Genomic DNA, 12853 nt, shown 5'->3' on the forward strand with positions numbered 1-12853 from the left:
CACCGGAAAGAAGGAATTCCCTTGAAACACCGCCTGATGTTCACGGGCAAAAAATTGATCCGCATGGTCCTGCTGCTGCTGGGGGTCAGTCTGGCCGCCTTTCTGCTCATGTCGGCCTCTCCGCTGGACCCCCTTCAGACCAATGTGGGCCAGGCGGCCCTGGGCACCATGAGCCAGGAGCAGATCACCAAGCTGGAGGAGTATTGGGGAGTCAATACTCCTCCGGTGGAGCGGTATCTGGGCTGGCTGGGTGACTTTGTCCGGGGGGATATGGGCACCTCGCTGCTCTACCGCCAGCCGGTGAGTCAGGTGATTGGCCAGCGGCTGCAGAGTTCCCTGTGGCTAATGGCCTTCGCCTGGGTGATCTCCGGTGTGCTGGGACTGACACTGGGCGTCATCGCCGGCGCCAACCGGGGAAAGCTGGTGGATAAGCTGATCCGGGGCTACTGCTGGCTCATTTCCAGCACCCCCGCCTTCTGGCTGGCTCTGGTGCTGCTGGTGATCTTCTCCGTGTGGCTGGGGCTGTTCCCCATCGGCCTGTCGGTGCCCATCGGGGCGGACGCCGCCAGCGTTACCCTGGCCGACCGGCTTTACCACGCCTTCCTGCCCGCCCTTACCCTGAGTATCACCGGCGTGGCCAATATCGCCATGCACACCCGGGAGAAGATGGCGGACATTATGGAGAGCGACTATGTGCTCTTCGCCCGGGCCAGAGGGGAGTCCAAAGGTTCCATCGTCCTGCGCCACGGCCTGCGCAACGTGGCCCTGCCTGCCATCACCCTGCAATTTGCCTCCATTAGCGAGATCTTCGGCGGCTCGGTGCTGGTGGAGCAGGTATTTTCCTACCCCGGTCTGGGCCAGGCCGCGGTCAACGCCGGTCTGGGCTCCGACCTGCCCCTGCTGCTGGGCATCACGGTGGTGAGCGCCGCCATCGTATTCGGCGGCAACCTGATCGCAGATCTGCTTTACGGCGTGGTGGACCCCAAGATCAGAAGGGGGGTGGCCCGGAAATGAGACATTGGAACGGGCGAAAAAATGCCCTCTTTCTGTTGATTGCCGCCGCTGTGGTGCTGTGCGCCGTGGCGGTGGCTGGCGGCCTGCTGAGTGGGCAGGCCATGGTTACCGACTTTACCCGCAAGAATCTGCCCCCCTGTGGACAGTTCCTCTTCGGCACCGACTGGATGGGCCGGGATATGCTCTCCCGCACCTTCACCGGACTGTCCCTCAGCATCCGCATCGGCCTTTTGACTGCCGCCGTCAGCGCCGTCATTGCCCTGGTGCTGGGTGTGGCCTCCGCTGTGTTTGGCGGCTGGGTGGACGCGGTGATCTCCTGGTGTATCGATCTGGTCATGGGTATCCCCCATATCCTGCTGGTCATGCTCATCTCTCTGGCGTTCGGCAAGGGATTCGTGGGCGTGGTGGCCGGCGTGGCCCTCAGCCACTGGCCCTCTCTGGCCCGGGTCATCCGGGGTGAGGTGCTACAGCTGCGGGGCGCGGTGTATGTCCGCACGGCGGAAAAGCTGGGAGTGTCCCGGCTGACCATTGCCCGGCGGCACCTGCTGCCCCATCTGCTGCCCCAGTTCCTCACCGGACTGGTGCTTCAGTTCCCCCACGCCATCCTTCATGAGGCCAGCGTCACATTCCTGGGCTTCGGCCTGTCGCCGGAGCAGCCTGCCATCGGCGTGATTTTGTCGGAGAGCATGAGCTATCTTACAACCGGAAAGTGGTGGCTGGCGGTGTTTCCCGGCTTGAGCCTGGTGCTGGTGGTGGTGCTCTTTGCGGCCATGGGCGAGCAGCTGCGGAAGCTGCTGAATCCTGCCAGCGTACATAGGTAAGGAGGGATGGAGTTGGAACCGATTTTGGAAGTCAAAGACCTATCCATCTCCTTCACCCAGTATGGACGGGGCACAAAACAGATGCTGCTGCCGGTGATTCAGGATTTATCCCTCACCATCCGGCCCGGTCAGGTGGTGGCGGTGGTGGGCTCAAGCGGTTCGGGTAAGAGCCTGCTGGCCCACGGAATCCTGGGCATCCTGCCCTATAACAGCCATATGGCCGGAGAGATCACCTTCCTGGGCCAGCCCCTCACCCCCAAACGGGCGAGGGCAGTGCGGGGCAAAGAGATCGTCCTGGTGCCACAGGGCGTGACCTATCTGGACCCGCTGATGAAGGTGGGGCCTCAGATCCGCAAGGGGCGCCGGGACCAGAGCGCCCGGGAGGCCAGCCGGGCGGTGCTGGAGCGGTACGGCCTGGGGGTGGACACCGAAGAACGCTACCCCTTTGAGCTGTCCGGCGGCATGGCCCGCCGGGTGCTCATCGCCACCGCGGCGGCGGCAACCCCCAAGCTGGTCATTGCCGATGAGCCAACCCCCGGTCTGGATGCCCGGGCGGCCAAACGGGTGCTGGGCCACTTCCGGGAGCTGGCCGACGGCGGCGCGGGGGTGCTCCTCATCACCCATGACCTGGAGTTGGCCCTCACCATTGCCGACCGGGTAGGGGTGTTCTACGCCGGTGAGACAGTGGAGGAGGCCAATGCCGCCGATTTTGAGGCGGGGAAACTGCGCCATCCCTACACCAGGGCTCTTTGGCAGGCGCTGCCCCAGAATGGCTTTGTCCCCATCCCCGGCGCCCAGCCCGGGCCAGGCGAGGTAGGGAAGGGGTGCCCCTTTGCACCCCGCTGCCCCAAGGGGCGGCCTGAATGCCTGGGTCCGGTGCCCTATCGGGAGCTGGACGGCGGCCTGGTGCGCTGCTTATATCCGGAAGGAGGGGAACAGCTGTGAGTCTGGAGGCAAAGAATCTGACCTTTGGCTACCGCCGGAAGGGAAAAGAGCCGGTGCTGGACTGCATCGACCTGACGCTGGAGCCGGGGGAGCGGCTTGGGCTGCTGGGCCCCAGCGGACGGGGGAAGACAACCTTATGTAAACTGCTGGCGGGCTATGAGAAGCCAGACAGCGGCACGGTGCTGGTGGACGGCAAGCCGTTGAAGGAATACCGGGGCATCTGCCCGGTACAGATGATCTGGCAGCACCCGGAGACGGCGGTGGACCCGCTGATGAAGCTGGGAGATACGTTAGAAGAAGGTGGACCAGTGGAGGAGGGACTGCTGGAGGCCCTTCACATCCAGCCTGGCTGGCTGGAGCGGTATCCCACGGAGCTGTCCGGTGGTGAACTCCAGCGGTTCTGCATTGCCCGGGCCCTGCGGCCCGGGGTACGCTACCTGCTGTGCGACGAGGTCAGTGCCATGCTGGATCTCATTACCCAGGCCCAGATCTGGACCTTCCTGCTGGAGCAGGCGGAGAAGCGCAACCTGGGGCTGGTGATCGTCAGCCACAACAGCGCCCTGATGGAAAAGCTGTGTACCAGGATGCAGACTTTAGCATAAAAACGGCCTGCAAGTGAGTGGAATCACTTGCAGGCCATTTTTTGTTGCTAATTGGGGGACTGATTGTGGTATGTGAGGATGGAGTCCTCCAGCGTCAACAGGCCAGACTGATCGGGTTCCCGCCTTCCATAGGGCGTCCTGTCCACATACAGCAGGGCGCTGTCCGGGTCAAACCGAAGGGCATAGTCATAGTTCATCCGGTCCTCCAGCTCATAGGTGCGGCCGTTGGCATAGTCGCAAACCATGATCCGGGTATCTACGATGCCGGACCCCATGCTGAGGGTGGCGCACAGTTCCGGCAGGCCATCACCGTTGAGATCGCAGAAATAGGTGCTCCAGATAGGCATACCGGAAATCAGCTGGACCGGTGTTTCCTCTCGCTTTTGCTGCGCTGTGATCTCCTCTGGTGTGTAGCGGAAGGTTACATCGGGGAAGGCCGTGTGGGTGATGGTCAGTTCCCCATCCCAATCCATTTCGCCGGGGGCGGTGGTATAGTCAAACCATTTGGTGGCGGTGTCCGCCGGAATCGAGGACTTACTATTTTTAGAAAAGACTGCTCCATCGGCCACCTTCACATAGATGAAATTAGTGGAACCGTTTGCCTGGAAGATCAGGTCGTTCCCCTCTATGCGGAAATGGTTGACCTTGGAAACGCCGGTCTTATCCTCCAGGGTGAGAACATCGCCGGAGACAGACCACTGGCCCGCCCCGATATAGCTGCTCAAGTGTCCTTCATAGTAGGTGAAAGAGCCGTCCGCCCGGAGGCTGATGGTAAAATCGCCGCCGAACCCATCCCCCTCATAGAGGTAGAGACCGGCGGGGGAGGGCTGGTTCCCGGATATTTTATAACCCTCTTTTGTATACTGGACCTGGTTGCATATTATGTTAATCATAAGAGTATCTTGAGCGGCCATGCAGGCCTCTTTGGACACATAGAAGGTAAACTGGGTGTCGGGGCCGTAACCGCGCAGGTCAAGGGCGTCTGGGTAGATGGTCGTCTCGTCTCTGAGGATCTTGCTTCTCAAAAGGATCTGGGGGCTGACGGAGGAATCTTCTGTTGCCTGCAATGGGGTGACAAAACTGCCATAGTTGGAGAAACGGTAGGAGCAGTCAAAGGTCATATACAGCAGTTCAGCGCTTTCGTTGGAAGGCATGACATTATGGAGATAGATGGTGGTGGCATCATCCTGCCAGACCACCACCTGGCTGTTGGCAAAGGTGTGGCCCTCGCCGGTATAGCAGTCGTCTGTCAGAACAGATTTGGGTACGGTCAGGGTCAGATACGCCTGTTCCTGCCCCAGAATCTCATAGCCGTCCTGAGTTAAGACATCGTAAACGGTGGGCTCCTTGGGACTGGTCAGAAAACACAGAGCGGCAATGACGCAGGCAGCGAGGGCGATGACCACCACCCAGAAGGCGGGCTTCTTGTAGTGCATCACCGCTTTCACCCGGCTCTTTACCCCAGCTTCTCCAAAGGCCAGGGGACAGGGCGCCACGGGCCGGCGGCGGATGCTGCAATTCAGCAGGGCGGTGGAGTAGCCTCGCCGTTCTTCCGAGTTCAGGACCCGGATGACTTTCTCATCACAGGCACCCTCCAGATCCCGGCAGAACAGCAGATAGGCCACCCACATGAGAGGATTGAACCAGTAGATTGCAAGCAGTACAAAGCCCAGCAGCTTCCACCAGTGATCCAGACGGCGGATATGGGTCCGTTCGTGGGCCAGTACATAGGTCAGGTCCTGCTCCGCAATGTGGTAAGGCAGATAGATGACCGGGCGGAACAGGCCCAGTACAAAGGGGGAACCCACCTGCTCGCTCTGCCTGATATTGTCCTCCAGCAGGGTGGCGGTAGCCAGCCGTCGCTTGAGCAGCAGGGTGCTGACCAGGGCGTAGAGCAGCAGCAATACCATCCCCGCCAGCCAGATCCGGGACAACAGGAAGGACCAGACCTGGGTGGGATTGACGCTGGCCCCCGCAGCTGGCGCCAGAGCCTCTTGCAGGATGGGATTAACGGCGCTGTTGACGGCTGGAATGCCGCTTTGGATCTGAGGCGTGGCGGTGTGAAGGATCTCCCGGGGCAGAGGCTGGGTACTGGAGACCAGGCTGAAAGGGCTTTCCAGGGAAAAGGGAAACATCAGGCGAAGGGCCACCAGGCCCCAGAGCAGGCAGAAGCTCCACCTGGGGGCTTTCCACAGGAGCAGTCTCAGCACCAGTACCGCCAGTACCAGCCAGCTGGCGGTGAGACTGAGGTTGACCAGGGTTAGGAACAGCTCTTCCATGGCAGGACCTCCTTATTTTTCGATGATGCGGCGGATTTCCTCTACCTCTTTCTCGGTCAGAGACTGTCTGCGGGCGAAGGCAGACAGAAAGGCGGGAAGGGAGCCCTGGAACTTCTTCTCCATCAGTTCATCCAGCTCGGACACCTGGGCGTCCTCCCTGGAGATCAGGGCGGTCACCAGCCCGTCCTGATTTTTCAGCACGCCCCGCTCCCCCAAACGCTTGATGACGGTGTAGGTGGTGGTGCGCTTCCAGCCCAGCTGGGCCTGACACAGCTTTACCAGCTCTGTGGATGTTACCGGTTCGTGCTCCCAGAGAATGAGACAGAACCGGTATTCGCTTTCAAAAATTTTGGGCGTCTCCATAGGAACCTCCTTTGTCTAATGGGATAGACTTCCTGCTTGTAGTCTATCCCGTTAGACTGGTTTTGTCAAGGGCATAAAAAAATTCCTGTGTTCCGAAGAGGAACACAGGAATTTTGGATTCAAACTCAGGCCAGCTGAGCCTTGGCCATCTCGGTCAGAGCGGTGAAAGCGGCCTTGTCGTTGACAGCCAGCTCGGCCAGCATCTTGCGGTTGATCTCCACGCCAGCCTTCTTCAGGCCGTTCATAAAGGTGGAGTAGTTCATGCCGTTCATCTTGCAGGCGGCGGAGATACGGGTGATCCACAGAGAGCGGAAGTCACGCTTCTTCAGCCGACGGCCGGTGTAGGCGTAGGTCAGGGACTTCATGACCTGCTCGTTGGCCATCTTGAAGTGCTTGCTCTTGGCACCCCAGTAGCCCTTGGCCAGCTTGAGGATCTTATTTCTTCTCTTGCGCGTCATCATCGCGCCTTTCACTCTTGCCATTGTAAAAAGCCTCCTATGTTAAGGTAAAATCGGAATTATCTTATTTGTAGGGGATCATGCGCTTGATGGCGGGCTCGTTGGTCTTGTCCGCATAAGCGCCGGCGCGGAGGCCTCTCTTACGCTTGGTGTCCTTGCCGTGGCCGTTGAGCAGGTGGGACTTGAAGGCATGGGCGCGCTTGACCTTGCCGGACTTGGTCAGGCTGAATCTCTTCTTCGCGCCGGAGTGAGTTTTCAGTTTAGGCATGGTGGTTAACTCCTTTGTCTTTGGATTTCAGGGGATTGCATCAGGACTTTTTGCCGTCCTTGGCAACCTTGGGAGAGAGGAACATGGACATATGCCGTCCGTCCAGCTTGGGGTCCTTATCCAACGCGGCCACCTCGCTGCACTGTTCCGCAAACTTGAGCAGCAGGCCCTTGCCGATATCGGTGTGGGCCATTTCACGGCCGCGGAAGCGGACGGTGACCTTCACCCGATTGCCCTGGCTCAGGAACTTCTGGGCGTTACGGAGCTTGACGTTAAAATCGTTCACGTCAATGCCCGGCGACATACGGACTTCCTTGATCTCCACGACGTGCTGATTTTTCCGGGCCTCTTTCTCCCGCTTGGTCTGCTCGAACTTGTACTTACCATAGTCCATGAGCTTGCACACGGGGGGCACGGCGTTGGGAGAGATCTTCACCAGGTCCAGATTCTGCTCGATGGCGCGCTCCAGCGCCTCACGGGCGGACATGATACCCAGCTGCTCGCCGCTGTCGGAAACGAGCCGGACTTCTTTGTCGCGGATCTCTTCGTTGATCTGATGACCCTGTTTGCTGATACGAAAGCACCTCCAATTCTTTGCTGCATACAAAAACGCGGTTACCGCATTCCGGTACCCGCGCCACAACAGAACAGCCACGCCGAACACACGGCGCGCCGCTGACCATGTTGACCTCTTTGCTGATGCTGGAGGTGAGGACGGAGGTACCTTCCTGCTTTATTGTGCCCAAACAGTATATCAAAGGAGTAGCCCAATGTCAAGTAGAAAACAGAAGAAAAAATCCAGACTATTTTTTGCTTTCCTTTTCATTGGAATTATGGCAGAATGGGGACAAGGAGGGAGTATTATGGTGCATCATGGCCTGAAACGGCTTTTTTTGACAGTTCTGACCCTTATTTTGTTGATCTCCATCTGTCCGGCCTGGGGAGCGGCTGAGAGCAGCCACGACGCAGTGATTCTGTTCACCCACGATACCCATGACCATTTTTATCCTGCGCCTTCGGAAGATGGCGGGGAATATGGTGGCTATACCCGTCTGGCAACCCTTCTTGCGCTGGAGCGGGTCAAATACCCTGACGCCATTACGGTGGACGGCGGCGATTTTTCTATGGGAACCCTGTTTCAAACCATCTATGCCACCCAGGCGCCGGAACTGAAGGCACTGGGGGCTATGGGGTATGATGTGACCACCCTGGGCAACCATGAATTTGACTACCGTGCCTCCGGCCTGGCTCAGATGCTGGAGACGGCAGCCGCCAGCGGAAGCCGGGTGCCCGCCATTGTGCAGTCCAACGGTACGGTGCTGGACGGGGCTGGGAGTCAGGAACTGATCCAGGCCATGGAGCACTACGGCGTGCAGGATCACATCATCCTCACCCGAGGCGGGATCAACTACGGTATTTTCGGCCTGATGGGGGAGGACGCGGATGCCTGCGCTCCCATGTCGGGCATGGAATTTGAGCCTGTGGCCGATGCTGCCCGGCGAGAGGTGGCGGCCCTGGAAGCGGAACTGGCCCAGCTGGAAGGCCCCTCTGTGATCGTGTGTCTCTCCCACACCGGCACTGACGGCGGAAAAGGGGAGGACTATGAGCTGGCCCGTGCGGTGGACGGCATTGACGTGATCATCTCCGGCCACACCCACTCTACCTTGGAGAAGCCGATTCAGGTCAATGATACCCTGATTGTCTCCTGCGGAGAGTATACCACTAATCTGGGTGTGCTGGCTCTGGAACTGGACGATGCCGGTACTGTCACTGACTATGATTACCGGCTGGTGCCGGTGGACGAGACAGTGACGGCTAATACTGAGATGGAGCGGTTGGCCCAGTCCTTTCAGCCTATCATCGAAGAGGAGTACCTCTCCCGGTTCGGACTGACCTTCAATCAGGTGCTGGCCCGGTCGGAGTTTGACTTTACCCCCATCTCCCAGTTCGGCAAGGAGCATAAGGAGGATACCTTGGGCAATCTGATTGCCGACTCCTACATCTATGCTGTTCAGCGGGCAGAGGGGGAGGACTATGTGCCGGTGGATTTCGCCGTGGTGGCAGCGGGCGTGATCCGGGAGTCCTTCTCTGCTGGGGAGATCACCACATCGGATGTGTTTAACGTCTCCTCTCTGGGCTCCGGCGCTGACGGTACCCCTGGCTATCCGCTGATCTCGGTGTGGATCACCGGCCGGGAACTGAGGGATGCCTTTGAGGTAGACGCTTCTGTGACCGGCTTGATGCCCGCCGCCCAGATTTATGGTTCGGGAATGACCTGGACCTGGAACCCCTATCGGATCATCCTCAATCGGGTAAATGACTATGCCCAGGTGCTGCCTGACGGTACCACCGTGCCGCTGGAGGACGACAAGCTCTACCGGGTGGTGACCGGATTGTATACCGGCCAGATGCTGGGTACGGTCAATGACCAGTCCTTTGGTATTCTGACCATTACGCCCAAGGATGCTCAGGGCAACCCGGTGACCAATTTTGAGGACCAAATCATTTATACTCCTAATGGCTCGGAACTGAAGGAGTGGTATGCTCTGGCCACTTACCTCCAGTCCATGGGTACGGTGGACAGCCGCTATGCCGCACCAGAGGGACGCAAGGTGGAGGAGGCGTCCCTGAATCCGGTGAGCCTGCTGAAAGGGCTGAACCTGGTAGGTTGGATCGCTCTTGTCGTCTGCCTTGTAGTGCTGGCCTTGATCGTATTGATTGTTTATCGCATTGCTACCAGAGGACGCCGCCGCCGTTATGGAGGACAAAAGGGACGTGGTTACCACCGCTATCGTGGATAAAGGAATCAGGGCCTGCCGCTCGTTGCGGCAGGCCCTGATGGTTATGGCTCTGCGTTTTTGTGGGAGACAGGCAGGGGAGCGATGGAACCTACGCACCGATTGATGGGGGTGCCCAGGTTGTGGAATTTTTCCTCATAGTCGGTCATGACGCCGCAGATACCATTGGCATGGAGATCACGGGTGACCTGGGAGAGTTGGAACCCCGCCTTGGGGAACTGGAACAGGGACCACTCAAACAGATCATGGTTATCTGTCTTGAAGTGGATCTCACCCTTCCGGGAAAGGATTTGACGGTAGCGCAGCAGAAAATCAGGGTGGGTCAGGCGGCGCTTGGCGTGCCGGTTGCCGGGCCAGGGATCGCAGAAGTTGATGTAGACGCGGTCCACCTCGCTGGGGGCGAAGAGCTCAGTCAGGTCGGCGGCATCGCCGTCGATAAAGAAGACATTGTGCAGATCCATGGCGCATACCCGCTCCATGGCGATAACCATAGCGTCAGGTACCCGTTCCACTGCAATGTAGAGGGCCTGGGGATTTTGTGCGGCGGTCTCGGCAGTAAAACGCCCCTTACCACAGCCCAGTTCCAGGTAGAGAACGCTTGCTTGGGGCATCAGGCTCATCCAACGGCCCCGCAGGGCAGCAGGATCAGAGATCAGGACACGGGCACACCGCTCCATCCGGGGAGCCAGGTTGGGCTTTTTTCTCATTCGCATCGATTTATTCACCTCACAAAGAGCATCATAACATATTTGATTGGATGCTTGCAATCCTTGGTGATATATATTATAATAATACCTGTTATGCTGGTAAACTACATATCCGGGTGTAATGCAGCTGGTAGCACGTTTGCTTTGGGAGAATACGCCCGGGCCACCCCACAACTTCATATCCGGGTGTAGCGCAGTTGGTAGCGCGCCTGCTTTGGGAGCAGGATGCCGCAGGTTCGAATCCTGTCACTCGGACCACCTTTCTTGGAAAAACCGCCTAAACAGGCGGTTTTTCTGTGTTTTTAGTTCGATTTTTGCGGTTTTGGCGATTGCTGTTCCGCGGTGATTTTAGGGGCAGGAAAGCGACGGGCACTCGAGGTAGAGGTGCCGCCGAAACCACCAAATCCCTAACCCATCCCTAACGGGAGAAATGCCTATATTGCTGTCGTGGATTCCGATAAATTCTTGAGTTTTTTGTTCATGTTCGATATAATGATTTTGAATTTTGAGCAAGCAAATCCTTGATTCAAAAATCAGCTTTGGAGTGAGTGTGTTGTGAGCAAAGAGAAGAAGGGCATTTCTCAAGAAGATATTATGGCGCTTCTTGACAGCTGCTACGAAAAATGTCTGAATGGCGTTCCCTATGTGAGTCCATCTGTAGCGGAATTGGCCAACGACTATTTAGACAAATATCCCACCAATCAGCAGGCATGCAAGGCCATGATCAATAATCAAATTATCAAATGCACTACCTCTGGGTTCATTACTGGATTTGGCGGAATCATTACGATGCCTGTTACCTTGCCCGCTAATATTGGCAGTGTTTTGTATGTGCAGATGCGCATGATCGCCTGCACCGCATATATGGCCGGCTTTGAACTGAACAGCGACCAAACTCAGACATTTGTGTACGCCTGTCTTGCTGGTGTAGCTGTAAATGAACTGGTTAAACAGGCAGGAATCAAGTTTGGGGTAAAATTCGCGAATGGTTTGATTAAGAAGATCCCGGGAAAGGTTTTAACAAAGATCAACCAGAAAGTAGGATTTAGATTCATCACCAAATTCGGAAGCAAGGGCATTATCAACTTAGGGAAGCTCGTCCCTGGTGTTGGTGCCGTTATCGGCGGCGGCCTTGATTTGGTGGAAACCAAAGCAATTAGTGTTCGAGCTTACAAATGGTTTTTTGAAGGAGACTTCTCCAACGATAAAAACTCCGCCGACGATACAGTCGAGATTGTAGCGGATGACTTTGAATGTTCCGCCGCCCTTTGACCTTTTATTTCTGTCCGATACTCAAATTGCAATGCCCAAGGGACATACTTTCGTCCCTTGGGCATTCTTTGTTTTTACCCCACTCTCTCGAACGGGATCACCTTGCACCGGCTCTCCTCCGGCGGGTCGGGCGGCTCGGGTTCCGGTCTGGCCGTGGCCGTTTCCATGAAGCCGCCGATCTTCTCCGCCGCACCTCTCTGCATCTCGTTGGTGATGTGCGTATAGGTATCCAGGGTAAACCCGGCGCTGAAGTGGCCCAGCATACTGGACAGGGTCTTCACATCCACGCCGCTGGAGAGTGCCATGGTGGCAAAAGTATGCCTCAAATCGTGGAAGCGCACGTGCTCCTCGATGCCGGCCATTGCCAGCAGCTTGCGGTTGATCCTGGACACCGCGTCCGGGCTCCAGTAGCCGCCGGTGCGGGGCGATGGGAACAGGATGGGGTTGTCGGGGTGCTGTTCATGCTCCCGTACCAGGATATCCACCGCCTGCTGGGACAGCGCCACCCTGCGGATGGAGTTCTTGGTCTTCGGCTCGGTCACCACCAGCTCCCCGTCGATGCGGGTGACCTGCTTGCTCACCGAGAGGATGCGATCCTTCACGTTCAGGTCATCCCACAGGAGCGCCAGCAGCTCCCCCCGCCGCAGGCCGCTGGACAGCTCCAGGAAGAACATGGGCAGGACGCCGTACTTCTCTGCCTCCCGGAGATACACCCCCAGCTTCTCCGGCGGGATGATGGTCATCTCCCTGTGCTCTTTGCGCGGGATGCGGCAGTTGTCGCAGGGATTGTACGGGATGATCCGCTCCTTGACCGCCTGCTTCAGCGCCGAAGAGAGCACCATGTGGATGCGCCGGACCGTACTGCCGGACAGGGCCGTATTGGTCTGTGTTTCAAACCGCTGCACCCGCCCGCGGGCCTTGGAATCGTTGTACATCTGTTGGATCTGGATGGCAGTGAGTCGCTTGAGTTTGACCATCCCGATGGCCGGCACGATGTGATTCTCGATGATATTCGCGTAGGTCTTGGCGGTGTTGGGGCGGATCACCGGCTTGCTGTAGGTCTCGAACCACAGCCTGCACCACTCTGCCACGGTGTAGTCCTCGTTGTGGTTCATCGGGATGCCCCGGTTGTCCCGGATGGCCCGGTCCAGCTTCTCCTTGCACTCGGCCCGTGTCTTGGCGGACACACTTTTCTGGATGGCCCGGCCGGTGACGGGATCGATCCCCAGGGTGTATCTGCCCTCCCAGCGGCCGTTGGGCTTTCTGCGGATGCTGCCCTCGCCGTTTGCTCGTTTCTTTGCCATTGTTTGTCCCTCCTTTCGGCAA

At 58.0% G+C, this 12853-nt stretch carries 13 protein-coding genes and 1 tRNA gene; 7 read left to right on the forward strand and 7 right to left on the reverse strand.

Annotation, left to right across the window (positions count from 1 at the left end; translation table 11 throughout):
- Positions 1-36 precede the first annotated feature (36 nt).
- The 4 genes from WHJ28_RS04380 to WHJ28_RS04395 are packed head-to-tail and all read left to right on the forward strand — an operon-like array spanning position 37 to position 3382.
- On the forward strand, positions 37-1014 hold the full coding sequence (locus tag WHJ28_RS04380) for an ABC transporter permease (RefSeq protein ID WP_340040440.1): 978 nt from the start codon (positions 37-39) through the stop codon (positions 1012-1014).
- On the forward strand, positions 1011-1835 hold the full coding sequence (locus WHJ28_RS04385; protein WP_340040006.1) for an ABC transporter permease: 825 nt from the start codon (positions 1011-1013) through the stop codon (positions 1833-1835). Before WHJ28_RS04380 ends, WHJ28_RS04385 begins: the two co-directional genes overlap by 4 nt.
- 6 nt (positions 1836-1841) lie before the next feature.
- Positions 1842-2780, forward strand: coding sequence for an ABC transporter ATP-binding protein (locus WHJ28_RS04390; RefSeq protein WP_340040008.1), 939 nt, complete (start codon positions 1842-1844; stop codon positions 2778-2780).
- The gene (locus WHJ28_RS04395; RefSeq protein ID WP_340040010.1) at positions 2777-3382 is read left to right on the forward strand and encodes an ABC transporter ATP-binding protein; all 606 of its coding nucleotides are present in this window, start codon (positions 2777-2779) and stop codon (positions 3380-3382) included. The genes WHJ28_RS04390 and WHJ28_RS04395 overlap by 4 nt, the downstream gene beginning before the upstream one ends.
- 47 nt (positions 3383-3429) lie before the next feature.
- Here WHJ28_RS04395 and WHJ28_RS04400 read toward each other — a convergent pair whose 3' ends face one another.
- From WHJ28_RS04400 to infC, 5 genes are all read right to left on the reverse strand, one after another.
- The gene (locus WHJ28_RS04400; RefSeq protein WP_340040012.1) at positions 3430-5661 is read right to left on the reverse strand and encodes a M56 family metallopeptidase; all 2232 of its coding nucleotides are present in this window, start codon (positions 5659-5661) and stop codon (positions 3430-3432) included.
- Between the two features lie 12 nt (positions 5662-5673).
- A complete protein-coding gene (locus WHJ28_RS04405) occupies positions 5674-6024 on the reverse strand; it encodes a BlaI/MecI/CopY family transcriptional regulator (RefSeq protein WP_340040014.1) in 351 nt (116 codons plus the stop codon).
- Positions 6025-6149: 125 nt separating this feature from the next.
- A complete protein-coding gene (gene rplT, locus WHJ28_RS04410) occupies positions 6150-6506 on the reverse strand; it encodes a 50S ribosomal protein L20 (RefSeq protein WP_087188807.1) in 357 nt (118 codons plus the stop codon).
- Between the two features lie 40 nt (positions 6507-6546).
- Positions 6547-6750, reverse strand: coding sequence for a 50S ribosomal protein L35 (gene rpmI, locus WHJ28_RS04415; RefSeq protein WP_087188806.1), 204 nt, complete (start codon positions 6748-6750; stop codon positions 6547-6549).
- A 40-nt stretch (positions 6751-6790) separates the two neighbouring features.
- Complete coding sequence (gene infC, locus WHJ28_RS04420; RefSeq protein ID WP_087188805.1) at positions 6791-7357, reverse strand: translation initiation factor IF-3; 567 nt, start codon at positions 7355-7357, stop codon at positions 6791-6793.
- 256 nt (positions 7358-7613) lie between these two features.
- Here infC and WHJ28_RS04425 point away from each other — a divergent pair, with 256 nt between their 5' ends.
- Positions 7614-9551: a bifunctional metallophosphatase/5'-nucleotidase gene (locus tag WHJ28_RS04425; RefSeq protein WP_340040025.1), complete on the forward strand. Its 1938-nt coding sequence runs from the start codon at positions 7614-7616 to the stop codon at positions 9549-9551.
- Positions 9552-9592: 41 nt separating this feature from the next.
- On the opposite strand, the gene trmB is transcribed toward WHJ28_RS04425, so the two are convergent.
- On the reverse strand, positions 9593-10435 hold the full coding sequence (gene trmB, locus WHJ28_RS04430; protein ID WP_340040028.1) for a tRNA (guanosine(46)-N7)-methyltransferase TrmB: 843 nt from the start codon (positions 10433-10435) through the stop codon (positions 9593-9595).
- 2 nt (positions 10436-10437) lie between these two features.
- Here trmB and WHJ28_RS04435 point away from each other — a divergent pair.
- Both WHJ28_RS04435 and WHJ28_RS04440 read left to right on the forward strand, forming a co-directional pair.
- Positions 10438-10513, forward strand: a tRNA-Pro gene (locus WHJ28_RS04435).
- Between the two features lie 297 nt (positions 10514-10810).
- Positions 10811-11527 carry an EcsC family protein gene (locus WHJ28_RS04440; RefSeq protein WP_340040031.1) on the forward strand — a complete coding sequence of 239 codons (717 nt, stop codon included), beginning with the start codon at positions 10811-10813 and terminating at the stop codon, positions 11525-11527.
- A 74-nt stretch (positions 11528-11601) separates the two neighbouring features.
- On the opposite strand, the gene WHJ28_RS04445 is transcribed toward WHJ28_RS04440, so the two are convergent.
- Positions 11602-12831 (reverse strand): tyrosine-type recombinase/integrase, encoded by a 1230-nt coding sequence (locus tag WHJ28_RS04445; protein ID WP_340040033.1) that lies wholly within the window; start codon positions 12829-12831, stop codon positions 11602-11604.
- Positions 12832-12853 lie beyond the last annotated feature (22 nt).

The organism is Flavonifractor porci, assembly GCF_037572415.1.
Taxonomy (GTDB): Bacteria; Bacillota; Clostridia; order Oscillospirales; family Oscillospiraceae; genus Flavonifractor; species Flavonifractor porci.

Excerpts from the sequence above, each read along its gene's own strand:
- WHJ28_RS04380 (WP_340040440.1), top strand. The coding sequence starts at position 37 with ATGTTCACGGGCAAAAAATTGATCCGCATGGTCCTGCTGCTGCTGGGG.
- WHJ28_RS04385 (WP_340040006.1), top strand. The coding sequence starts at position 1,011 with ATGAGACATTGGAACGGGCGAAAAAATGCCCTCTTTCTGTTGATTGCC.
- WHJ28_RS04390 (WP_340040008.1), top strand. The coding sequence starts at position 1,842 with ATGGAGTTGGAACCGATTTTGGAAGTCAAAGACCTATCCATCTCCTTC.
- WHJ28_RS04400 (WP_340040012.1), bottom strand. The coding sequence starts at position 5,661 with ATGGAAGAGCTGTTCCTAACCCTGGTCAACCTCAGTCTCACCGCCAGC.
- WHJ28_RS04405 (WP_340040014.1), bottom strand. The coding sequence starts at position 6,024 with ATGGAGACGCCCAAAATTTTTGAAAGCGAATACCGGTTCTGTCTCATT.
- rplT (WP_087188807.1), bottom strand. The coding sequence starts at position 6,506 with ATGGCAAGAGTGAAAGGCGCGATGATGACGCGCAAGAGAAGAAATAAG.
- rpmI (WP_087188806.1), bottom strand. The coding sequence starts at position 6,750 with ATGCCTAAACTGAAAACTCACTCCGGCGCGAAGAAGAGATTCAGCCTG.
- WHJ28_RS04425 (WP_340040025.1), top strand. The coding sequence starts at position 7,614 with ATGGTGCATCATGGCCTGAAACGGCTTTTTTTGACAGTTCTGACCCTT.
- trmB (WP_340040028.1), bottom strand. The coding sequence starts at position 10,435 with ATGAAGTTGTGGGGTGGCCCGGGCGTATTCTCCCAAAGCAAACGTGCT.
- WHJ28_RS04445 (WP_340040033.1), bottom strand. The coding sequence starts at position 12,831 with ATGGCAAAGAAACGAGCAAACGGCGAGGGCAGCATCCGCAGAAAGCCC.